This is a genomic window from Paenibacillus glucanolyticus (assembly GCF_037333485.1).
Taxonomy (GTDB): domain Bacteria; phylum Bacillota; class Bacilli; order Paenibacillales; family Paenibacillaceae; genus Paenibacillus_AQ; species Paenibacillus_AQ glucanolyticus.
On record NZ_CP147845.1, the window covers coordinates 5,810,686 to 5,833,766 of the forward strand.

The 23,081-nt window shown below is 50.8% G+C and carries 22 protein-coding genes; 7 read left to right on the top strand and 15 right to left on the bottom strand.

The window, feature by feature from the left end:
- Nucleotides 1–152: 152 nt before the first annotated feature.
- Both WDY75_RS26935 and WDY75_RS26940 read right to left on the bottom strand, forming a co-directional pair.
- A complete protein-coding gene (locus WDY75_RS26935; RefSeq protein WP_063478546.1) occupies nucleotides 153–1,148 on the bottom strand; it encodes a Gfo/Idh/MocA family protein in 996 nt (331 codons plus the stop codon).
- Nucleotides 1,145–2,143: a Gfo/Idh/MocA family protein gene (locus tag WDY75_RS26940; RefSeq protein WP_063478545.1), complete on the bottom strand. Its 999-nt coding sequence runs from the start codon at nucleotides 2,141–2,143 to the stop codon at nucleotides 1,145–1,147. Before WDY75_RS26940 ends, WDY75_RS26935 begins: the two co-directional genes overlap by 4 nt.
- A gap of 270 nt (nucleotides 2,144–2,413) precedes the next feature.
- Between WDY75_RS26940 and WDY75_RS26945 the strand changes: the two genes are divergently transcribed.
- Nucleotides 2,414–3,877 carry a carboxylesterase/lipase family protein gene (locus tag WDY75_RS26945; RefSeq protein ID WP_063478544.1) on the top strand — a complete coding sequence of 488 codons (1,464 nt, stop codon included), beginning with the start codon at nucleotides 2,414–2,416 and terminating at the stop codon, nucleotides 3,875–3,877.
- Nucleotides 3,878–3,976: 99 nt separating this feature from the next.
- On the opposite strand, the gene WDY75_RS26950 is transcribed toward WDY75_RS26945, so the two are convergent.
- The 3 genes from WDY75_RS26950 to WDY75_RS26960 all read right to left on the bottom strand — a co-directional run bounded on the left by WDY75_RS26950 (nucleotide 3,977) and on the right by WDY75_RS26960 (nucleotide 7,049).
- Nucleotides 3,977–4,795 (bottom strand): carbohydrate ABC transporter permease, encoded by an 819-nt coding sequence (locus WDY75_RS26950; protein ID WP_063478543.1) that lies wholly within the window; start codon nucleotides 4,793–4,795, stop codon nucleotides 3,977–3,979.
- Entirely contained in the window at nucleotides 4,795–5,661 is an 867-nt protein-coding gene (locus WDY75_RS26955) for a carbohydrate ABC transporter permease (protein ID WP_006208138.1), read from the bottom strand. Before WDY75_RS26955 ends, WDY75_RS26950 begins: the two co-directional genes overlap by 1 nt.
- Nucleotides 5,662–5,828: 167 nt before the next feature.
- The gene (locus WDY75_RS26960; protein WP_063478542.1) at nucleotides 5,829–7,049 is read right to left on the bottom strand and encodes an ABC transporter substrate-binding protein; all 1,221 of its coding nucleotides are present in this window, start codon (nucleotides 7,047–7,049) and stop codon (nucleotides 5,829–5,831) included.
- Nucleotides 7,050–7,256: 207 nt separating this feature from the next.
- Here WDY75_RS26960 and WDY75_RS26965 point away from each other — a divergent pair, with 207 nt between their 5' ends.
- Both WDY75_RS26965 and WDY75_RS26970 read left to right on the top strand, forming a co-directional pair.
- Entirely contained in the window at nucleotides 7,257–8,009 is a 753-nt protein-coding gene (locus tag WDY75_RS26965; RefSeq protein ID WP_063478541.1) for an RNA polymerase sigma factor, read from the top strand.
- A 67-nt stretch (nucleotides 8,010–8,076) separates the two neighbouring features.
- Nucleotides 8,077–8,487: a VOC family protein gene (locus WDY75_RS26970; RefSeq protein WP_063478540.1), complete on the top strand. Its 411-nt coding sequence runs from the start codon at nucleotides 8,077–8,079 to the stop codon at nucleotides 8,485–8,487.
- Between the two features lie 96 nt (nucleotides 8,488–8,583).
- Here WDY75_RS26970 and WDY75_RS26975 read toward each other — a convergent pair whose 3' ends face one another.
- The 6 genes from WDY75_RS26975 to WDY75_RS27000 all read right to left on the bottom strand — a co-directional run bounded on the left by WDY75_RS26975 (nucleotide 8,584) and on the right by WDY75_RS27000 (nucleotide 14,761).
- Nucleotides 8,584–9,804, bottom strand: coding sequence for a sn-glycerol-1-phosphate dehydrogenase (locus WDY75_RS26975; protein ID WP_063478539.1), 1,221 nt, complete (start codon nucleotides 9,802–9,804; stop codon nucleotides 8,584–8,586).
- Nucleotides 9,801–10,568, bottom strand: coding sequence for a glycerophosphodiester phosphodiesterase family protein (locus WDY75_RS26980; protein ID WP_063478538.1), 768 nt, complete (start codon nucleotides 10,566–10,568; stop codon nucleotides 9,801–9,803). Before WDY75_RS26980 ends, WDY75_RS26975 begins: the two co-directional genes overlap by 4 nt.
- Before the next feature lie 25 nt (nucleotides 10,569–10,593).
- The gene (locus WDY75_RS26985) at nucleotides 10,594–11,907 is read right to left on the bottom strand and encodes an ABC transporter substrate-binding protein (protein ID WP_063478537.1); all 1,314 of its coding nucleotides are present in this window, start codon (nucleotides 11,905–11,907) and stop codon (nucleotides 10,594–10,596) included.
- Nucleotides 11,908–11,969: 62 nt separating this feature from the next.
- Complete coding sequence (locus WDY75_RS26990) at nucleotides 11,970–12,803, bottom strand: carbohydrate ABC transporter permease (protein WP_006208129.1); 834 nt, start codon at nucleotides 12,801–12,803, stop codon at nucleotides 11,970–11,972.
- A gap of 31 nt (nucleotides 12,804–12,834) precedes the next feature.
- Nucleotides 12,835–13,713 (bottom strand): carbohydrate ABC transporter permease, encoded by an 879-nt coding sequence (locus tag WDY75_RS26995; RefSeq protein ID WP_063478536.1) that lies wholly within the window; start codon nucleotides 13,711–13,713, stop codon nucleotides 12,835–12,837.
- Nucleotides 13,706–14,761: an ABC transporter ATP-binding protein gene (locus tag WDY75_RS27000; RefSeq protein WP_063478535.1), complete on the bottom strand. Its 1,056-nt coding sequence runs from the start codon at nucleotides 14,759–14,761 to the stop codon at nucleotides 13,706–13,708. The genes WDY75_RS26995 and WDY75_RS27000 overlap by 8 nt, the downstream gene beginning before the upstream one ends.
- A 363-nt stretch (nucleotides 14,762–15,124) precedes the next feature.
- Here WDY75_RS27000 and WDY75_RS27005 point away from each other — a divergent pair, with 363 nt between their 5' ends.
- The gene (locus WDY75_RS27005) at nucleotides 15,125–15,886 is read left to right on the top strand and encodes a DeoR/GlpR family DNA-binding transcription regulator (protein WP_036638670.1); all 762 of its coding nucleotides are present in this window, start codon (nucleotides 15,125–15,127) and stop codon (nucleotides 15,884–15,886) included.
- Nucleotides 15,887–15,992: 106 nt separating this feature from the next.
- Here the strand turns inward: WDY75_RS27005 and WDY75_RS27010 are convergent, their stop codons facing one another.
- From WDY75_RS27010 to WDY75_RS27020, 3 genes are all read right to left on the bottom strand, one after another.
- Nucleotides 15,993–17,222: an ATP-binding protein gene (locus tag WDY75_RS27010; RefSeq protein WP_063478534.1), complete on the bottom strand. Its 1,230-nt coding sequence runs from the start codon at nucleotides 17,220–17,222 to the stop codon at nucleotides 15,993–15,995.
- Between the two features lie 145 nt (nucleotides 17,223–17,367).
- Nucleotides 17,368–18,405 carry a lytic polysaccharide monooxygenase gene (locus tag WDY75_RS27015; RefSeq protein ID WP_006208124.1) on the bottom strand — a complete coding sequence of 346 codons (1,038 nt, stop codon included), beginning with the start codon at nucleotides 18,403–18,405 and terminating at the stop codon, nucleotides 17,368–17,370.
- A gap of 379 nt (nucleotides 18,406–18,784) precedes the next feature.
- Nucleotides 18,785–19,084, bottom strand: a complete 300-nt coding sequence (locus WDY75_RS27020) for a hypothetical protein (RefSeq protein ID WP_036638865.1) — start codon at nucleotides 19,082–19,084, stop codon at nucleotides 18,785–18,787.
- Nucleotides 19,085–19,288: 204 nt separating this feature from the next.
- Between WDY75_RS27020 and WDY75_RS27025 the strand changes: the two genes are divergently transcribed.
- The 3 genes from WDY75_RS27025 (at nucleotide 19,289) to WDY75_RS27035 (ending at nucleotide 21,895) form a co-directional block, all read left to right on the top strand.
- The gene (locus tag WDY75_RS27025) at nucleotides 19,289–20,704 is read left to right on the top strand and encodes an NAD-dependent malic enzyme (protein WP_006208122.1); all 1,416 of its coding nucleotides are present in this window, start codon (nucleotides 19,289–19,291) and stop codon (nucleotides 20,702–20,704) included.
- Nucleotides 20,697–21,302: a class I SAM-dependent methyltransferase gene (locus WDY75_RS27030; protein ID WP_063478533.1), complete on the top strand. Its 606-nt coding sequence runs from the start codon at nucleotides 20,697–20,699 to the stop codon at nucleotides 21,300–21,302. Before WDY75_RS27025 ends, WDY75_RS27030 begins: the two co-directional genes overlap by 8 nt.
- 77 nt (nucleotides 21,303–21,379) lie before the next feature.
- On the top strand, nucleotides 21,380–21,895 hold the full coding sequence (locus WDY75_RS27035) for a DinB family protein (RefSeq protein WP_063478532.1): 516 nt from the start codon (nucleotides 21,380–21,382) through the stop codon (nucleotides 21,893–21,895).
- A 159-nt stretch (nucleotides 21,896–22,054) separates the two neighbouring features.
- On the opposite strand, the gene WDY75_RS27040 is transcribed toward WDY75_RS27035, so the two are convergent.
- The gene (locus WDY75_RS27040; RefSeq protein WP_231887995.1) at nucleotides 22,055–23,065 is read right to left on the bottom strand and encodes an anti sigma factor C-terminal domain-containing protein; all 1,011 of its coding nucleotides are present in this window, start codon (nucleotides 23,063–23,065) and stop codon (nucleotides 22,055–22,057) included.
- Nucleotides 23,066–23,081 lie beyond the last annotated feature (16 nt).

Below are 23,081 nucleotides of genomic sequence, written 5' to 3' on the forward strand. Positions count from 1 at the left end.
TTTGCCAACATAACAAGCCCCTTCGAATATACGTTTCGAAGGGGCTTATTTAACGATTTATTCAAGTCACTCCGGTCCTGATAATGGAATGACTCCTTATAGCGCCAAAGACTGCGCCGTGAACAAAGGCACGGCCCTATCTACAAACCATATTACCCCTGCGCCTTCAGCTGGACGGTGCGCTTGGTGCTTGCGGACTCGTACGCTGCAATGGCGACACGGGCAGAGTAGTAACCGTCCTCACCGGTTATTTCAACCGGTTTGCCGTCGCGGATGCTTTCCACAAAGCTGTTCACAAGACCTTCGTCCATATCGTCGCCCCAGAAGCTCCATGCGGCCTTACCTGTCACATCGCTGTAAACGTCGTTCTTCTGGGCGAAGGAATCGATGTTCAGCACACCCTTGGTGCCAATAATCTCAAGTGTCACATCTCCCCAGGTCGGGAAGGTGCGGTTACGGGACCAGCTCGGGTCCAGCACGGCTACAACGCCATTCGCGAATTTGACGTGCACCATGCCTGCATCATCAATCTCCGTGTCATTGAACAGGGTCTCCGCATGGGCATAGACTTCCTCTGCTTTGCTGCCGGTAAACCAGTGCATCAGATCCATGACATGGACGGTATGGTCCAATACGGCTCCGCCACCCGATTTGTCCCGTTCAATAAACCAGCCCCCGGGCATGCTGCCCCGGTTGGTCCCCTTCATGGCCAGAATATCGCCGATCTGGCCGGCGTCAATCGCTTCCTTGGCCTGACGTACGGACGTAATGTAACGGCAAGGAAAAGCGGTCATAAGCTGAACACCGTTATCCTGGCACACTTGGATCATCTCCAGCATCTCCGATTCAGACAAGCCTAAAGGCTTCTCGCACAGGACATGCTTGCCCGCTGCAGCAGCGTGCTTGGTGATTTCCGCATGACGCGAATTTTCCGAACAGATCACGACGGCATCCAGTTCCTCTGCCAGCAGCTCGTTATAATCCGCATAGTACCGAATCCCTCGATCCACGGAGTATGGTCGCACGCGTTCCGCGTCTTCATCCGCGATTCCGACTACCTCGACATCATCCCGCTTCAGCATGCCCAACAGATAACTTGCTGCATGCATATGGGCGAAGCTGATAAATCCTACTTTTACTTTCTTCATGAAACCGTCCCTCCGATCGTCACGGGCTGTCCGGTCTGAGCCGATTGCTCCGCTGCTTGAGCGATTTGAACAGCATAACAAGCATCCTTGATGCTTACGAGCGGCTCGCTGCCGTCACGGATACACTCGATGAAATGCAATACCTCTTTATAATAAGGGTCATGGAGGCTTGGACTTGCGGGAACTTGTACCGCTGCTCCATCCCCTGCCTCTGCACTTACCCGTTTAATGTCCAGGGACTGCACCTGATTGCTATCGAATCTGATGATTCCTTGATCTCCGGAAATCTCGAACTGTGTCGTAAACGGTCCGGGATACCCCCAGTAGCCGGTTAAACTCGCAATTGAGCTATTTTTAAAATGAAGCGTCAGCTGGGCGTACTCCATCTCGGGCTCGGCCCGTTTAACGATGGAAGCATATACCGACTCCACCTCCCCGAACAGCCAGCAGGCGAAATCGATGTCATGAATCATGAGATCCATGATAACGCCGCCGCTTTTTCCAGGGTCGTTATACCATAAATCCATGCCCTGCGGATAGGACCCGTACCGCTTAAAGTGAGCCATCTTCGGCGTTCCGATATGACCGGAGTGGGCCTTCCGATAAGCATCCTGATAGTTCGGAAAGAATCGGACGACATGGCCGATAAACAAACGGACTCCGTGCTTTTCGCAGGCCGCCTTCATCTCCTGTGCATCCTCCAGCGTTAAAGCTGCCGGTTTTTCACAGATGACGTGCAGCCCTTTTTCCGCCAACCTCAGTACAAACGGTTTATGGAGATAGGTGGGCAGACACACCGCAACCGTTTCCAAATCTTTTTGCTCCAACAGCGAATCTACATCCGTGTATCCCTTCGCCCCGGTCAAGGCAGCAGCCTGCTCAGCCCGTTCGGCGTTCAGATCGACCACGCCCGTTACTGTTACGCCCGGCATTTTCGCCAAATTATGCGCATAGGCCGTCCCCATCGTTCCACAGCCCAATATCGCTATGTTCATGCTTATCCCTCCAGTATGCCTATAATGACCTGAATCAATAGGTGATGCCGTATCCACGAACCGCGAATACTTTCCACCCTGTTTACATTCTTCATGTGACATGACATTCCTGCCTGTTTTTCAGGATTCGAGCTTTTTTGAACTTATGCCGCTAACTTGGTAAAGTGTATATAGTAAGTAGTAGTAATAATAACATCCCTTAGCGCTGCAAATTCGAAATTGGGATGCGTTCCAATCCAGCACAATAGAGAGAAAGGGTGTAGAGAGAACATGTCAGAACTTGTCGTACAGACGAAAGACGGGCGTATTCAAGGCATTTTGGAAAACGGAGTGCGTGTTTGGAAAGGCATTCCGTATGCGAAGCCCCCGATTGGACCGCTTCGGTTCCGTGCCCCCGCAGCTCCCGAGCCTTGGGACGGGATAAAAGACACCACCGCCTTCAGCCCCATGTGCCTCCAGCCGTTGGAATCCACATCAAGCATGCTTGGAGGAGGCGTAACCAAGACCGTGTCGGAAGATTGCCTTTACCTCAATGTGTGGGCACCCCGGAACGCTCCTGCTGAGCCGCTGCCAGTCATGGTATGGATTCATGGCGGCACGTTTGTCACCGGCTCTGGCAGTTTGCCAAGCTATGACGGTTCGGCCTTCGTTCTCCGCGGCAGCGTTATTATGGTTACCATTAATTACCGCCTGGGCCCTCTCGGATTTCTTCATCTGGCTCCGTTCGGTGAATCTTATGCCTCCAACACCGGCTTGTTGGACCAAATCGCAGCTTTGCAGTGGGTGCAGGACAATATTGGCGGCTTCGGTGGAGACCCGGATCGGGTTACAGTATTCGGCGAGTCAGCCGGCAGCATGAGCATTGCCGCCCTGCTGGCCATGCCTGCGGCAAAGGGGCTGTTCCACCGGGCCATCATGGAAAGCGGTGCTGCCCAAGTTATCACATCGGAAGAGGCACAGATGATTACGGCAGGTTTATTGAAGGAGCTTGATATCCCGCGAGCAGAGATGCATCGGCTGGAATCCCTCACCGGAGAGCAAATATTCGAAGCCGGGGAACGGCTGAAGAAGCGGGTGGGTCCTGGTGTAAGCATGCTCTTCCAGCCCGTCCTGGACCCGGACACACTCCCCCAGGATCCGCTGCAAGCTGTTCAGGAAGGCTCGGCCAAGGATGTACCCATCCTGATCGGAACGAATCTCGATGAAGGCGCTTTGTTCTTCCGGCCGGACATGCCCCTGGTGAAGGAGAGAGATCTGGTCCACGTCGTTGAACGGATGACCGGGATCCCCGATGCGGCTCCCCTTACCAAGGATTACCCTTATACCATTGACGGACATGCCCAGATTATGACCGACCTGTATTTCTGGCGTTCGGCCCTGCAGTTCGCTTCAGCTCAGATCGGACATGCACCGGTATGGATGTACCGATTCGACTGGACACTGCCGAATCACCCGATTCTCGGAAAAGCGATGCATGCACTCGAAATTCCATTTGTATTCAATACGCTGGCGCTGTTCCGGAATATCGGCGTTCAGGTGGATGCTCAAACGCAGGCCTTGTCCGACCGGATGCAGGATGCATGGATTGCCTTCGCACGGGGCGGCTCACCGGATACGGAGGGACTGCCGTGGCCGACTTATGAGCCAGCGTCGCGCTCAACGATGATATTCAACTCCGATTGCTCGATCATCGAGGACCCGGATGCGGTAAAGCGCATGAATATGGGTTTATAGCATACATCACACATCTTGCCGCAGCAAAAAGCTGTACTCCGCGCATCTCGAATCGCGCAGAGTACAGCTTTTCATTTGTCTTCGTCTATTCTTCACTTTTTATTTTACGGCACCCTGCGTAATGCCGTTGATGATCCACTTCTGCGCGAACAGATAGATGATAATCATCGGCAGCATCGCCATCAGATACGAAGCAAAGGCCAGATTGAAGTCCGTATTGAACTGCCCTTGGAATATATACTGCACCAGCGGCAGCGTGTAGGAATTCGTATCGCTGATGATGATCAGCGGCAGCAGGAAGTCATTGTAGGTGGAGAGACAGATCAGAATCCCTACCGTTGCATTGATCGGTGCCATGATCGGGAATATGATTCTCCAGAACGTTCCCCAAGTCGATGTGCCGTCCACTCTGGCCGCTTCCTCCAAGGCAACCGGAATGGATTTGATGTAACCCACATACACAAATACGTTAAATGCCAAAGCATATACGGTATGCAGGATCGTAAGCCCGACCAGATTGGTCATATGGAGCCCGGCCGTCAATTTGACCAGCGGCAGCATGATGATCGGGAACGGAATGAACATCGCGCTGATGAAATAGAAGTACAGTCCCTTGAAGAATCTACGATTCATATTGCGAGCGATGGCATACGCCACAAGTGAATTGGTCAATAGCGTCAGCACCACCGTTGCCGTTGTTACCATCGCGCTATTGCCCAGCGCATTGAAGAAATTGGTCATTCGTATCGCATTGGTAAAATTCTCGAAATGAAGCTCCTTCGGCAAACCGAACAGGGAGGTAAGCATGTCCTCCGGCGTTTTGAACGCAATAGTGATTGTCATGTACAGCGGGAACAGGATCAGGATGGTACCCAGAGTGATGAGAATCATCACCGTCCAATTGGTTTTGGTCCGCATTACATCTCCCCCTCCCTTCTCTGCAGGAATCGGATTTGCACGATCGAGATCGTGGCAATCAGAATGAAATAGATCACGGAGTTAGCCGATTGATAGGCAAACTCCCCTCCCTCGAAGCCGCCGGTGTAGATCAGATGGGAGATGGACTGTGTCGCCCGTCCCGGCCCCCCGTTGGTGAGGGCAACGATCTGGTCAAACACCATCAGGGAATTCTTCATCGCAAGCACCATGTTAATCGTAAAGAACGGTGCAATCAGCGGGAACGTAATCCTCCAAAACTCCTGCCAGCGGTTGGCTCCATCCAGATTGGAAGCCTCGTACAGCGTATGGGGAATAGTCTGCAGCCCGGCCAGATACAGAATCGTGTTATAGGCAATACCCTGCCATACCGCTACGACTACGATACCAATCCAGGCATGCTGCTCGCTGCCCAGAATATTGGTGGACAGCCACTCGATCCCCAGGTTTTGTCCCCAAATGGTGAATACATTCGAGAACAGGTAATTGAATATGTAGCCTACAATCAGCACACTCAGAATATTCGGCAGGAAGTAGATGCCTCTGAAGAAATTCCTCGCCTTGATTTTGGCATTAAGCCCCATGGCAATCAGCAGGCTGAAGATATTGATGAGGATCGTTACTACCACCGCGAATTTAAATGTGAACCAGTACGCATTGCCCACGTTGCTGTCCTTGAACAGGTTCGCATAATTCTTGAATCCGATGAAATCGAAGTTGTCCCCGAATCCGTTCCAGTTCGTGAAGGAGTAATACACCCCTTGCAGCGCCGGCAGTGTCAGAAATACGAAGAACAGTATCACCGCAGGCACGGTCATCAAATAGTAAGGCATAAGCCGCTTGTTCATGTTGGGTCCTCCTCAGTGCATCTTGGATATCGTGTATGTCACAGAAAACTCGCTTGAGAAGCTTACCGGGGAATGATCGTATTGCAACATGGCAACGTTCCTCCGTCTCTTCATTATGGAGCCCTTCTTCTCATGTTGCCGCACTTCATTCCCTCGTGCTGCAACTTTTAGCGCCTGTCTGCTACCTTGTCCCATTCGGTGTCCAGTTTCTTCAAATACCCATCAATGTCCCGGTTCTGTAAAAAGGACTGGATAACCGAGTTCAGCTGCACTGCGGCAGGTATGTAATGGTCGGCAAAGTCTATCACTTGCCCCCGCTCCAGGTAAGGCAGCAGCTCTGCAACGGCAGGATCGTCCTGCGTTACACCCTCAACGGTGGAGAACAGTGTTTGCTCCGTTATATATTGCTTGCTATTTTCAGGCTCCAACAGAAATTGAATGAACTGCTGGGCCTCCTCTTTATGCTTCGAATCCTCGGATATAGCCAGCAGGGTGTCCACTCCCGAAATCAGCTTGTTCTCTTCCGGATTGTTGCCGGTCGGCAGCGGAAAGAAGCCGATCGGTGCATCCGGATTGGCTTTCCGAATCTCCGGAATCGCCCAGGTCCCTTGGATGTACATGGCGGATTCACCTCTGGCGAACTCCCGGTTACCATCTGCATAATTCTTGCCGAAGTTATCCCCATGACCATAATCCATCAGCGCCAGCTGCTTCTCTGCAATCTCTTGGTATTTGTCGGCAAAGGTTACAGTGCCTTCCCGCCGCTCCATATAAAATTCGATGCCTTCCAGGTTAGACGCCAGCGCATTGAACGGAAGCACCGTCTGCCAATCGTCTTTATAGGTAAGATAGAACGGGATTTTGCCAGCCTCCTTGGCCTTCTGTGCTGTAGCCAATAACTCATCCCATGTCTTCGGAACGCTAAGTCCCAGTTCTTTAAAAATTTCCGTATTGTACATTACGCCGTTAGCGTTCGTGGAATATGGAATGCCCGTAACCTCGTCCATGCCCGCTACGTCTTTCAGCATCTGAACATAAGTCTCATCCACCTGACTCAGCAGCGGGTTATCTGTCAAATTCATAAAGATGCCGCTCTGTGCCAGCAATGAATAGGTATCCGTTGCACCCATGCCGATAATGTCAGGAATGTCATTCTTGACAACTCTCGTCTTAAGCACCGTCTCTGCATCCGGCGGATTTACCTGTACCACCTTAATCTCGGATTGGGATGAATTAAACTTCTCAATCAGTGCATCAAAAGAGCCCTTCGCCTCAGGTTTATTCTGAAAAAACTCTACCTGTACCCGTCCGGATTCCTCTTTAGCTCCGCAAGCGGTCAGCACCAATACAGTCAACAAACATGCAGCGATATATTTACCAAGCTTCATGGTCTGCCCCCACTTCCTATCCTGATGTAATTTAGGTCAATGCCCATATCTATTTACTACCCTTATTGCTTGGTTGGTAAACGTCTGCTCCCTCCCGTGTGGCCCCGTAGACCCATCGCCGTGGAGGCCTTGTCCCCTTGTCTGCCCAGCAGGAAATGGCCTACAGGTTATGGAATGTATAGGGAACCTGATAGGAGTGATCCCGATTTGTCATCCCCATTTTCTGAAGCCATATCCTCTTACCTCCCCGACCTCCGGCGTTACTGCATGCAGCTTGCATCAGGGTCCAAGTGGGACGCAGAGGACATCGAGCAAGAATCCTTAATAAAAATTCACAAAGCCCTTGAGCAGTCCCCTGACCGGCCCATCACCAAAGCCTATCTGTATCGGATAGCGCGGAATACGTGGATCGATTCCTACCGTAAGCACACCGGGAAACCCGTTCTGCTGCCCGATGCCGGCAATGATCGGGAATATCATGAGAGCCGCTTCTTGGTAAGGGAGACGCTGGAACTGCTCGCAGCCCAACTCACGGCACATCAGACGGTATTGATCATTCTGATCGACATTTTCTCGTATACGGCCAGGGAAGCTGCCCAACTGATACAGAGTACCGAGGGAGCCGTGAAAGAAGCATTGAAACGGGCCCGTAAACGGTTGAAGGGAATTCGGGCAAACGGAGAAATTCATGGTTACGCCCTGCCATCCGAGCGGAATCAGGAGAGCCGTGACACTTTGGAATGGATGGAATCCTTGATACGCGGCTTTCAATCTGCCAATCCGTACGCCATTGCCAACGCCTATCTGTCCATGCAATCTCGGCGTATTCAGCTGCAGCGGGTGCAGCGTGCCGGGGAGAGGCTTCTTTTTACCTTCCGTGATCCGGACGGTCATCTACTTACCATGACAACAGAAATTTTTTGGGACCCCGTTTCTTATGCACCCTCTTCTTCCGTTTAATTTAATTGAGATCGCATATATAGCGAAGTCCTCAGGATAGAACTATCAAAAAAGGAGTGTATAATCAATGGCAGCACCCCCCCACCGGATAGCTGTAATTCAGTGGCCTGTAAAAAATGTAGAGCGATCGCTAAAGTGGTACCAGGATGTGCTCGGCGTTACGCTGACCTTCCCTTTTACCCCGGGAGATCCTGCGGCCTGGCTCTGCATTGGCGATGCCGGGTTCGGTCTTGTGCAGACAGAAGATGTTCCTCGGCTGGAATTTACGGATTCACAAGGCAATCTTCAATCCATCGTTCAATTGCAGGTGAATGAAATTCACGAGGTATACGAGGACCTGCAAAATAAAAAGGTAGCCGTCAGCGATATGAAATATATTCCGGATGGCGGCTACAGCTTCAGCCTCACCGATCCGGATGGAAATACCGTCAGTCTCTGGGGCGGCTGGCCTTCACCCGGCGAAGAACAAGCGGAATAAATTTCCCAGATGAGCAAAAAAGGCTGTTCCTTCAAAGCAGATTAATCTGCTATGAGGAACAGCCTTTTACTTCTTTAACAACGTTCGCAGCCTTACTTAATCCACGAATAAAACATCCTGTTCATTGTATGCACGAAGAAGTGTGTACCGGCTGTACCGAACCTTGTGGGCTTCACGCAGGCTCCGCATCAGCAGCTCGCTCTGGATCGGGAGCTCCGACACGGCTGCTGGGCCGCCCACCATTGACATCAGATCGCCAAGCTCGGACGGTTCCGGGATCCCTTTAATCCCTTCGCTGATATCATCCCAATGACGGGAGATGCGCTCCGCCATAGAATCAACGTCTGTGGCAGCATTAGGGACGATCCCGAGTTTCTGCTCACCGAGGCGGTGATACAGCTTCGAGATTTCAATACTGGCAGCGCCTACCTTAGCCCCGTGCAGCAGCTGCTTCTCCCCGAGCCGGATGAACTCCATCTCCCAGTAGTGGGACAGATGATGTTCAGCACCCGAAGCCGGATGGGATTGACCGAACAGCAGCATAGCCAGGCCGGATTCAATGAGTGCACCCATTAAGGTGCACACCCCCTCCTCGCTCCGCCGGGCAATCTGTTCCACCCCACTCACACATTGGCTGAGCGCGAATTTCGTAATGTCCGCCGAAAGCTGCAAATATGGCTCCTCTGCCACCAGGCTTCCAAACTTCCAGTCGAACAGGGACGTATACTTGCCCAGCATATCGCCAAAGCCAGCTGCGGTAAGCTCGGTGGGAGCAGACATGAGAATATCGACGTCGGCAAAAATCGCACTTGGCCCAATAGCCGGTATGGTTTTCTTCTGTCCCCGGATCATGATGGGAGCTCCCTTGGAATTGAAACCATCCACTGACGCGGCCGTTGGTATCGAGAGGAATGGAATCCCAGTGGTATAAGCCGCGTACCGGCTAATATCGTGGATCGTCCCTCCGCCAACTGCAAGCACAGCCTTCGCCCTGCTCTGCTGGATATCCAGTATGACCTGGATCAAGGAGGGTTCATCCGCGATGACATCTCCCTTCTGATCCGAAGAAAGCTTGGTAACCTGGGCCTGAATAGCGGATTTCGTGAGCAGTCTCTCCAACGACTGGCCAGCCGCATCATAGGTATTGCCATCAACCACGATCACGACCACCGTCCATTGCTTCGTCTCTAGATAACCGGCGACCTCGCGTAGGGCTCCGGCTTGAATCCGGACAGAATCCACTTCATCCAGATTTGCATGCTGATGGACCGGCAAACCTGCCGCCAAGCTTCGGATGTTCGATAATAGATCGGTCATATCAGGGTGTCCTTCTTGCCTGTAACCGCCAGGGCCGGGAGCGGGTCGTTGCAGGTCATGCCGGTAACTCCACACTCCAGCGAGTACCTGACACCATCCTCTTCGTCCGGGCAATAGCTCCAGACTAACAGCCCCTGTTCCTGGAACCGGGCAACAAGCGCTGGTGTAAGCAGCGACATCTCCACACCGATCGCCCACATCCTGGTATAGGTTCCTGCTTCGCCAGAGACAAAATGGGACATTTTCTCGCCGAGGAACCCTTGCGTCTTCAGACCATACGTATCGTGAATATAGGTCAGAACTTCTGCATCGAAGCAGGTGAATACACAGCGTGGCAGGTATCCGTATCGGCCCAGTATGGCAACGGCCCGATCAGCAGCCTCTATGGCGTCGGGACTTGGCTTAATCTCAACGTTGCACAATACCTCAGGATATTCCTTGAGCAGATCGCAGAGCTCTCCAAGCGTCGGAATTTTCAACCCTTCAAACTCATGTGCGAACCAGCCTCCCGCATCCAGAGACTTCAGCTCCTCCAGGGTAAAATCCCGAACCGCGCCCGAACCGCTCGTCGTACGCTGAACGGTTGCATCATGGATGACCACCACTTCATGGTCCTGTGATAGCCGGAGATCAAATTCCAGCATATCCACACCTAATTCAAGCGCCTTGCGAAAGGCCAGCAGCGTATTTTCCGGATAAGCTGCTTTGTACCCGCGATGTGCAGCCACCATCATGCAGGATGGTTCCTGTAGTCGTTCGATCATATGTCCTGCACTCCTTTACCGATTGTTATTGGGCGAGAATCCGCTCCGTCTCTTTCTTGAAGGTATCCAGCGTAGCCGGAATATCCTTGCTGTCGTACATAATCGCTTCAATAGCCGAGAAGAACTCATGCATAATTTCTGGCCATGCCACATCCTTATTGGTATCTACGGCAAATTCCAGCTGATCATAGGCGACTTTGCGATTCGGTTCTTTGGCCCACAGCGCTTGCATCTTCTCCGACTCCACCATCTTCTTCGTGAAGGGCAGGTATCCCGATTGCAAAATAAATTCCAGACCGCCTTCCTCCTCCATCTCCATCCACCGGATGAACTCCCACGCCGCTTCCTTGTTCTTGGAAGAAGAGAGCATTGTCACATTCGCGCCCCCGGTCGGATTCGCGTACACTTCGTCCTTCGGCAGGAATGCCGTCACGTAATCAAAATCCACCGTGCTGGACAGCCCGCCGATCGACCCCGTGGATTGATACATCATGCCGACCTTGCCTTCCACAAACATGCTGTTCACAATGTTGCCGGAATCCTGTGCCGGCGGATAATACAGTGCGCCCGTGCTTTGCAGGTCTTTAAGGTATGCAAACATTTTGGCGCCGGCTCCGTTATCGCCGAATCCTATCGACGAATGGTCATCATTGAAAAAGGTGCCGCCCGCCTGTGAGATCATGGCAATGGGATACCAGGTGTCATAAGGCATCGTAACTCCGTAACGTTTATACTCGCTGCCTTCTTTGACAACCAGCGCATTTGCGACTTCCTTCATCTCCTCCCACGTGGTCGGAATTTGCAGCCCCAGCTCATCCAGCAGCGTTTTATTCACATGCAAAATCGGGGTGGAACGGTTCAGCGGCAGTGACACCAATTGATCATTAAAGGTGGAGTGCCCCATCAGCCCCGGCGTGAAATCATCGACGCTGATGCCGGAGCCTTCAAGATAAGGCGTCAGATCCTCCAGCACATCCGAATCGGCGAACATCTGAACGTAGGCGCGCTCCAGCATGCTGACATCGGGACCGGTACCGGAGGCAATCGCCTGTTGGAGCTTGGTTACCGTCTCGTCATAACTTCCCTGGAACGTGCCGACAACTTCAATATCTTCATGAGAAGCATTGAAGCGCTGAATAAGCGCGTCCATGTACTCCCCGTTCTTGCCTCCGAGCGAGTGCCAGAACTGAACCGTGGTCTTCCCCTTATCACCGGACGGAGCTTCGGTGCCCCCGCCTCCCGGCGCTTCGCCGGTCTCCCCGGAACCTCCTCCACTGCACGCGGCAAGCAAACTGAACAGCAGGATGACGGATAGCAGTGAATACCATTTGGATTTCATTCGATTCATTCCTCCATTTAATTATTCGATTATGATTTGTATAAACCTGTCATTTCCTGTAATTATTTAATGCCTGAATAAACAAATGCCTTCACGATATGCTTCGAGCAAAACAAATACACAAGCAGGATAGGCACCACCAGAATGACGTTTCCGGCCATAATGATATGCCAGTTGCTGATGCCCTCCGTCTCCCGGAGCATGGCAATGCCCAAGGTCAACGGCCGGACAGCAGCCGAATCCGTCATGACGAGCGGCCAGAAATAATCATTCCAGTGACTGACAAAACTGAACAGCGCAATGGTAGCAAGTGCCGGCTTCGACATGGGGATCATAATTTTCCGCATAATTTTGAATTCATTGGCGTTGTCAAGACGGGCCGCTTCGATAATCTCTTCCGGGATCTGCATGAAATATTGCCGCAGCAGGAAGATGCCAAAGGCATTCGAGATGAACGGTATGATCTGCGGCAGCAAGGTTTTGACCAGGCCCCAGTCCGCCATCATCAGATACACCGGAATGAACGTAACCTGTCCCGGAATCATGAACGCCAGCAGAATCATGCCAAACAGCAGGGTTTTGCCAGGGAATTTGTATTTGGCAAAGGCATATGCAGCCGGAATCATGATCAGGAACTGCAGAACGATGATGGAACCCGTAACCACAACGGAGTTCTTAAAATAGGTCAGGAAAGGACCGGCATTCATGGCCTCCATGAAATTGCCCCATTGCGGCGAAGCCGGAATCCAGGTCGGCGGAAACGTCATCGTCTCCCGGAATGTCTGGAGCGAGGTGGAGATCATCCACAGAAACGGGAAGATAAAAATCATGAGAACCGCAGCCTTCAGTACATAGCCGAGCAGGATCCATACGGTTTTTAATTCAAAGGTCTTCAAACTGTGCCTCCTTTCTGCATGGACGCGCCCTTTATTGATAGTGAACCTTCTTGGACAGCAGCCGGAAATAGATGAACGTCAGCAGACCGATAATCGCCATGAGCACAACGCCGGTTGCTGCCGAGTACCCGATATTGGTCGTTCGGAAGCCGTATATGTAGTACACAAGCGTGGTTGTTGCATTGTTCGGTCCACCGCCTGTCATCACCTGAACCGTATCAAATACCTTGAAGGAACCAATCGTCATGATGATCAGGATAAAAAACAGCTGTGGCGAAATCATCGGCAGTGTGATTTTATAAAACACATTGAACTTACTGGCGTTATCCAGCGCAGCCGCTTCATAAATGCTCGGCGAAATGCTCTGCAAGGCCGCTACGATAATCAGCGTGTAGTAGCCGATAGCCTGCCAGACCGATACGATAATGATCGAGATTAATGCTGTCTTGGAGCTTTGCAGCCATGCAGACGGCGGGAGCCCGACCAGCTTAAACACATAATTAAGCAGACCTTGATTCGGCTCCATCAGCCACAGCCACACCAGCGAGATCGATACGATGGATACGACATGAGGCGTGAAAATCCCGGCCTGAACGACGGAGTTGAAACCGCTTTTTTTGTTAAGCCATACCGCAATCAGCAGAGACAGCAGCATGGTCAATACCACAACGCCTGCTGTATAGATGGTGGTGTTCCAGAGCGCCTTATAGAAATCGCCGCGGCCCAGAATCTGCGTGAAATTATCCCATCCGACAAACTTGCTCTTGTCTTTGTTCATCAGATTGTATTTGAACAAACTTAAGTAAATCAGATACCCTACCGGATACATCACGAACAGCATAATGCCCGCCATCGCCGGTGCGATCAGCACATAAGGTCTGAGCCCCTCCCATATTCGCTTCTTATCCATGTACCAGCCCTCTCAGCCGCTCCATAAACTCCCGGTAACGAGCATCCTGCTCCTCGACCCGCTTCTCGTCTGCACCGAAAAAAAACAATTTATCGGCTGGCACGCCGAGATAAACCTCCTGATCCACATGGAACTCATCTTCCAGGCACTTCACCATGAATGCCTGACCCTCCGTCGTTTTCACCTGATAAATGGTCTCGGCGCCCAGCATTTCACGCGTGATGATCTCACCCTTGGCCTTATAATGAAACGAGCCGGGCTCTGTACCAACCACGACACTCTCCGGACGGAAGCCGAATGTTGTGTTATCGTTGCCAAGCGGCGCAATGTTCATCGGAGGAACCCCGATAAACTGTGCGGCAAACCGATTCCTGGGCTTGCGGTATACTATCTCCGGCGGCGCCTCCTGCTGAATGACGCCTTTGTTCATAAGCACGATGGTATCGGCCATCGACATCGCCTCTACCTGATCATGGGTCACATACACAAAGGTTGTTCCGAGCTTCTTGTGCAGCTCAATCAGTTCAATCCGCATCTGAACCCGCAGTTTTGCATCCAGATTAGACAGCGGTTCATCCATTAGGAATACCGACGGGTTCTTGACCATCGCCCGGGCTAAAGCCACCCGCTGCCGCTGTCCGCCGGACAAGGTGGATGGCCTGCGGTCCAGGTAATCGTTCAATCCGACGGTTTCTCCAATGGTCTCTACCAGACGTGTCCGATCCGCTTTGGGAACCTTGTTGTTCACAAGACCGAACTCGATATTCTCGCGGACCGACATGGTCGGATAGATTGCATAGTTCTGAAATACCATGGCCACGCCACGTTTACCCGGTGCAATCCGTGTAACGTCCTGGCCATCGATGAGAACGGAACCGGAGGTTTGAGGGTCAATGCCTGCAATCATCCGCAGGAGCGTGGTTTTCCCGCACCCTGACGGACCTACCAATACGGTGAATTTGCCATCCTCAATGGTTAGATCCAAATTCTGAATGACGGGTTGACGATCAAACCACTTGCTTACTTTCACAAATTCAATAGATGCCAAGAGCGATCCCCCTCACGAAAATGTAATGATGCTATCATGACAAGCAAATAATGAACAAAAATCATTGAAATGAAAACCTTTACATGCTCTCGATAATAAATACGCATCAAATGCACATGTAATGATCATTTTTGCTCATTTTTATTTAGTTTGATTGTAAATCTGCAATATTAGGGGAGTGTTAGGCCTTCGTACGGATTTTGTAAATTCGCATAGCATCAAGGGGTTTAACATTGCGTTAACATAGTGAGGGTACACTGTAGAGACATGGAATCCATAAGCATAAAAGAGCAAAAGTGCGCATTGTATGTACAAACGCATCTAATTCATTCATCGTCTTAATAGGAAGGGAGATATCATCGATTGCTGGCACATGAACGAAAAAAAAGAATCATTGATTATGTAAGACAATACCGTACGGCAACGGTTGCTGCACTGGCATCGGAATTCGGCGTTCATACGGCCACCATCCGCCGGGATCTGGCGGAGATTGAACAGGAAGGCGCTTTAAAGCGTACGCACGGCGGCGTCATCATGGAGCAATGGACGCATAACGAGCCATCATTTAATGAACGAACCAACTTTCATCGGGATGAGAAGATTCGGATTGGCCAGCTCGCGGCATCACTTGTGGAGGACGGCGAGAATATCATCATTGATTCGGGGACAACTACCCTTCATATTGCTACACATCTGGTACACCGCTCGGACATTACCGTCATTACCAACGACATGAACGTGGCTGTCGAACTTCGCGATGCTCCAGGCATCAAGGTTATTCTGACCGGCGGGGAGCTCTACCCGTCCAGTTATATGCTGAATGGCATGTTCACCGATCATGTACTGAAATCACTGCATGTGGAAAAAGCGTTCATCGGGACCCCTGCCCTTCATCCGCAGTATGGCTTAATGCACCCGGAGGCACTGCTCGTCCCGGCCAAGCAGAGCATGATTCAGGCTGCCGGTGAGATCGTTGTTGTCACAGACCACAGCAAGATTGGCAAGCTGTCCCTGCACACCGTTGCACCCAACAGCGCCATTCACACCCTTGTAACCGGCGCTTCGGCATCCGACTCGGATATTAAGCCATTTCAAGAACGGGGCATCACGGTATACCGGGCTTAAGGATGGTTTCCTTCTGGTTCACCTGCGAAAAACACAAAAAGCACCCGTATGGGTGCCCTGATTAAGCTGCTGCCAGCCAGCAGCTTTCCTATTTATTATTATGAAATCATGTATTTACCGGTTCCATCATGCCTATTAAAGGGATTGTAAAGGTAAAACATGCTCCTTCGCCAGAAGTCTCCTCCAGCCAGATTCGACCATTCATCAGCTCGGTTAGCTGTTTGCAGATCGACAGGCCAAGACCCGTTCCGGTGTATTCTCTGGTCACTTCAGCATGGTGGGCTTGAGAGAAGGACTTGAACAAGCGATGTCTCCGGTCAACTGGAATGCCTATTCCCGTATCTCGAACGGATATCTTGATGGCTTGCGTTTCTGGAGAGATTCCAACAGCGACCGAAACCTCTCCTTCACTCGTGAATTTGATGGCGTTGGAGATCAAATTGATAAGCACCTGCCTAATCTTATCGGCGTCTGCTGTCACCTTCTCAGGCACTTCATCGCCAATAACGACATGGAGTCGGATCCCCTTACGCTGCACGTCATTCATAAATAGGCTGGTCACCTGCTTCATTAGCGGACGGAGGTAAAACGGCTCCATAACCAGCTCCATCTTGGTATTCTCGACCTTGGAATACTCCAGGATATGTTCGATCATGGAGAGAAGCGATTCGCTGCTCTGCTCAATCAGCTCCACGTATTCCCTCTGCTCCTCATCAAGCGAGGTCAACTGCAGCAATGCCGACATCCCCATAATCCCGTTCATCGGAGTGCGGATTTCATGACTCATCACGGCCAGCAGCTCTGACTTCTCTTGCAAAATTCGGTCGTTCTCATCTTCCATCTGCTTCAATTCATCGATGGTGGACTCCAATTCAAGCATATCTCCAAAGAATGCCGAGAGTGATAACAGCAAATCAATATCCTCTTGGCTATACTCGTAAAAGTTATGATCGAAAGCACACAAAGAGCCATAGATCTCGCCCGAGCTTGTAACGATCGGAACGCCCATAAACGAGCATCCGCCAACAAACCGCGTGGCATCCATGTCCTTGGTCAACGCATGCGTCAAATTATTCGGTATCACAAGCGGTCCTTCCGATTTCTCAATAACAAGATGACAATAGGAATCCTCGTTCGCTACGATCAAGCCTTCCTCAAGCATAATCGTTTCCCGGTTAAACGATTTCAAAACGGTTGTTGTATGCCGGTCGTTCAGTGCGATGCAGAAGGTATTGGCCTGCATTAATCGGCTGGAAGTCTGGATCACTCTAGCTGCAGAATCATATAATTTCGTGGATATTACGGTCAGTACATCAACATAATCCGTCTTTAACATGATTCTCCTCTCGTTCTAACAAAATGCCGCCTTCTTACCTTCATATCATAGCATTCTCATAACAAAAGTAAAGTTTGGCCGTTTCTGCCATTGCATAAAAAAAGGTCCGGCAGTCATAGGACGCCGGATCCTCTCGTACTGTTGGTTAAGGGATTACCTTCCATACTTCGGCAGATCCAGGAGTTTCACCTTGTGTCCACCATTTCGCTTCATAGTTCACGCCATTGTGGCTGACTTTATTGCCATTGGTATAAACAGCTGTTGCACTCCAAGCCGGGTAGGCCGTTGAGCCTCCGGACGTTGACACCGTAAGCGGTGCCGATGCGGAGGATTTGCTGCCTGAGCTGTTAACAGCTACCACAGTATACGTATAAGACGTGCCTGCAGTTAAACCTGTATTGTTGTAAGACGTTGTAGTGGATGTACCCACAAGTGTTCCGTTACGGTAGATTTCATAGCTGGAAGCCCCTGTGGAAGCTGTCCAGGCCAAGGAAACACTACTGCTTGTTTGGGATGGGGAAGTCAGTCCCGTCGGTGCCGGTACGCCTGGATTCGGAGTTCCGCCGCCGCCACCGAAGTCAACATCGATCGCGTTATAAAAAGCATTAGGTGTATCAGCTACTTCCCATACAGCCAGGATTACATGGTATCCGGATTTAGCAGGGACGTTACAAGTGGAAGCATAGTTTGTTGGAGGTTTAGCACCGCCGTAGTCAATGGAGCAGAAAGGCGTCAGATCAAAGGAAGCTCTGCTCAGTGGAGCATTTTGATTCCAGCCGTCTTTCGTGATGTAGTATTTCCAGCTTGCCGTCGCATGGTTGGCTGTCAAATGCCATTGGAACGTTTTGGTTCCCGGGGTAATGCTTACTTTGCTCCAGCGTGTTGCAGATTGCTCATCAAGTTTAGGGAACACACCGCCTGCACTGGCGATTTTGCCATCAGCAGGACCAGCGTTTGGCCAGCCCTTAGGGGCTTCCAAACTTTGCGGCTCATACACGATTGCCCCGCAATCGGTGTTTTGCCCCTGCTTACACAGAATGGCGCGGCTTCCCGGAGAATCGACATACCCGTGGGCAAAAGCCTTATCTGCAAATAAAACCATGAATAAAGCCATCAATAACATCGTGGAACCAGCAATAATCAGATTTTTGAGCCAAGCTTTGTTCGGCAAACTTAAAGTCATACAATATTTCCTCCTCTTAATGTTGAATTTATAATTAAAGCGTTTCCACAACCTCCGGGCTGCGCTTCCCACCTCCCTTCATTTAGACAAGTGTTGCGATCTGAATTGACTGAACTTGGAGATATAATCAAAAAGCGAATGTCCAAGCTTTACCAGTGCTATAATTATTTTAAAGCATATGGAATCGGTATCCCATAATACTAATCAACGATTTATTACACATATCAATGAAATTGGATAAATATGTAACTTGTTATGTAATGAAAAAGCGCATTTTTTGCTGAAAAAGATCACAAAAAAAAGCATGCCTCCCATAAGGATTCATGCTTTCGTTCCAAACATCCAGTCCATTCGTACTGCCGGGCAGAACGGAACTGCATTATTCGACTCCGTCCTTAAAGTGCTTCTTGTAATGTTTATCGCCTTTGTGCTCCAAATCCTCAATGGTAAGCTCCAGGGTATGCACAATCTGTTCCTTGACCTGATTCAACGTGTCAAAATACACATTTTCCTCCGTCCCTACGATACGCGTACCACTAAGTGCCTGAACGGCCTGGTAGACTCGGTGCTGTTCGGCCAAATCATCGACTGCCTTCAGTGTATGTTTCATCTGAAGAAACAGGTCTTTATGGTGCTGGGTGGTTAAACGCTTCTCAAGCTCTTCGATTCGGGCATTCACAGCAGATCTCCCCTTCATATTATGATGCTTCCGATTATACTTTGTGCGATCGTCTTTTTTCAATAAATTCTTCTTATATATATCACGGTTTCTTGGTTGCTAAACAGGAAATCGCCCCCTGCTCAGCGAACTATGATAACGTTAACATTCTGCACAATTACATACCTTGGCATTACAAAAATGATCAAACATTTGGAGGTAGCAATGGAAAACAACGGACTCGGCGGAAAAAGCATCATCCTCAGGCTGGAAATGAATACTCAAGAGATTAAATTCGGTCAGGTCGCATCCGCGATATTCGAAGCTGGAGGAGACATGGTCGCTATCGACGTCATTCAGGCGAGCGGCAACATCACCGTGCGGGATATTACCATTACGGTAACGGACAGCGTTGATATCGGCAAGATCACAAATAGCGTGAAGGAATTAAAAGGGGTTCGTCTCGTCAACGTTTCAGACCGTACATTCCTGCTTCATCTCGGCGGCAAAATCGAGACCCAGCCCAAAATTCCGATTCAAAACCGGGATGATCTATCCCGTGTCTATACACCAGATGTTGCACGGGTGTGTACAGCCATTCAGGAGGACCCGAAAAAAGCCTTCACACTGACGATTAAAAGAAATACGGTGGCTGTTATTTCGGACGGCAGCGCAGTACTCGGTTTGGGAAATATCGGCCCTTATGCGGCCATGCCGGTCATGGAAGGGAAATCCATGCTATTCAAGCAGTTTGCCGGCGTAGACTCCTTCCCCATCTGTCTGGATACTCAGGATACGGAAGAGATCATCGCTTGCATCAAAGCTTTGGCTCCGGCTTTTGGCGGCATTAATCTGGAGGACATCTCCTCCCCTCGCTGCTTCGAGATTGAGCAAAGACTGCGCGATGAGCTGGATATTCCGGTATTCCACGATGATCAGCACGGTACAGCAGTCGTTCTGTATGCCGCACTCATCAATTCCCTGAAAATTGTCGGCAAATCGATTGATAACGTCAGAGTGGTGGTGTGCGGCATCGGCGCGGCTGGTATAGCATGCAGTAAAATCCTGATGTCGGCCGGCGTTAAGGACATCATCGGTGTCGACCGCGAAGGCGCCCTGGTTGCAGGGAAGGAATACGGCAATAAGATGTGGCAATGGTATGCCGAGCATACGAATCCGAATAAGGTTGAAGGTACTTTACGCGAGGTGATTCAAGGCGCCGACGTGTTCATTGGACTCTCTGCCGGCGGTCTGCTGCGCCGCGAGGACGTACAAGCCATGGCCGAGAATCCGATTGTGTTTGCAATGGCAAACCCTACGCCGGAGATCAGACCCGAAGAGGTGGAAGATATCGTCGGGGTGATCGCAACCGGGCGTTCGGATTATCCGAACCAAATTAATAATGTCCTCTGCTTCCCGGGTATTTTCCGTGCTGCTCTTGACTGCAGAGCGACCACGATTAATGAGGAAATGAAGCTGGCAGCTGCCGAAGCCATTGCATCGGCCGTATCGGACGAGGAACGCAACCCATCCTATATCATTCCTAGTGTCTTCAACCAGAACGTTGTAAAAGCCATACGTGATCTTGTCGTAAAAGCCGCCGTCAAAACCGGCGTGGCCCGGAGAATCCCGCGTGAATAAGAATTCCCTCATCCGGAAGTTCAACAAGCAGGCTGCTCGATATGAGAGGAATACAAGACAGCGCAGCCTCGGTGAATGGAGACAACGGCTTCTTCAGGATGTCGAGGGACATGTGCTTGAAGTCGCTGTTGGCGCCGGTGCCAACTTCCCCTTTTATAATAGAAGCAAGGTGGACGTAACGGCAGTCGATTTCAGTCCCGAGATGTTAAGCCGGGCACGGCAGATGGCCTCTGAACTTGGCATCCAGGCGACTTTCCAGGAGCAGGACATCGAGACGCTGGAGCTTCCGGAACGATCTTTTGACTGCGTGGTCTCTACCCTTTCATTGTGCGGTTATAAAGATCCGGTCAAAGCACTCAATCAAATCAACCGCTGGGCGAAACCCGGCGGCCGCATTTACCTGCTGGAGCATGGCATGAGCACGAACCGGCTGCTCGGCTATGCGCAGCATCTGCTCAATCCGGCGGCACGGCGGATATCCGGCTGTCATTATAATCGGGATATGATCGAGATCGTGGATGCCTCGGCGCTGAAGGTCGTTAAGACAGAACGCTACTGGAACGGCATTATCCACCTGATCTGGGCGCAAGCAACCTGACCTTTTCATTCATTCATTTGAACCTGTCTGCATAGTTTTAACGTGAGCCCTTATTAATTGATCTGGAGGAACTTGTTATGAATACAAGGCCTGATTCTCATGAGTATTTGCCCCTCGCTGAACCGTACGTCTCTCTGGTCCCTGAGGGCAGCATAACGGAGATTTTGCAGCAGCAGCATGATGAAACGTTAAAATCGCTCAGCGATCTGACGGAAGAACAAGCCAATTACAAGTATGCAGAAGGCAAATGGAGCTTAAAACAGGTGGTTGGGCACATCGCCGATGTTGAGCGCTTGTGGAACTACCGCATCCTCTACATTGCGCGGGGGGATGCCCGTGAATTCTCGGGTTATGACCGCGAAATTTTTGTCCGGAATTCTCCCTTCGGCAGTCTTCCGTTGAGAGAAGCCCTTAAAGATTACGCCGCTGTCAGGCAGTCCAGCATTACGCTCATAGGAAGTTTGACGGAGGAAGCGCTGCTGCGCGAGGGCACGTTCAACAATTACCCCCTCTCCGCCCGCGCTGCCGCTTACGTCATTGCAGGTCATGAGCTTCACCACCTGAATATTCTCCGGGATAAATATTTAACGTAATGTAAGACCTGTGCAAGATTCTTCGTCATCTTGGCTGCTTCACGTATCTACATAAACAAAAAGAGGAGGCCCTCTATAAAGGCCTCTTCTTTATCGTTTTCAAACCTAATCCCAATTCCAAACCTCGATGCGGCCCAAGCGGAATTCCCGGAATTGCGGCTACTCCTTCAGCTTCTCCAGCTCCCGCACAGGTCCCGTCACGGTAGCGCCGTAAACCTGAACCCCATGTTTCTCCAAATATGCCAGCCGCTGTTTGTCTATGCCCACACCGTTGTATTGAATGCTCTCGGTCAGCCATTTGAGGTCGGAGATCATATTCGCAGTATGCTCCGACATCTTGCCTACATCCTCAGCTGTAAAATAGAGCCCCCACATAGACAGTCGATTGTCCTCCTCGAACGCGTACAGGGGCCGCAGGGTGAGGTGCGGAACATAATAGTCTTTGCCACCGGCAATGTTTGAACCAACCTCGAATTCCTTAAGCTCTCCAGCATATACGGGCATTCCCGTCACGGCCAGGTCATAACCTTCCAGAAGTTTCAGCAGCTGCTCGGGCTGCATTAAAGTCATCGTTGAAAATGACATATCCGCTACATTTCCGTCATCCATTCTGCCTAATTGCACGATCCCCTCCTCCTTGCGCTGTTGATCAGGCGGCGTCGTTTGTTCAGACATAATCGATGAAGGCAGAATAAATGCCCCCTGCATATCACTGTCACTATTCAGATAAGCCCCGGTATCTTCAACGGAATACGTCAACTCGCCAAACAATGGCTGCTCAGCTCGAACCTCACCGGTAATGACTTGCCATCCCCCGATATCTCTATATAACTTCAGCGTTGCCTTCTGGGTCAGGAGGGGCGTAACCTCAACATTCGGAAGACCCGTTTTCTCCACCTTAACGCCGTTTCCATGCAGCTCTACCGCCGTGATAACAGACCGGATAAACGTATCATTCCTCTCCGGGGTATCAAAAAATATCTGACTGAGCGACAAATACAGCACGTACAAAAGATAGAACAGCAGCAGCGCTCCCACCGCATTCGACAACAGCCTCACGCGCGTCCGCCACACCATCCGGTTAAACTTCTTCTCGCTCCACTCGGGCTGTTCATCCTCGAAATCCCCGTTCCGGAGCACTTGCTTCTCCTGATCCTCATCATTGCGCATACTTCTACGCCTCCCC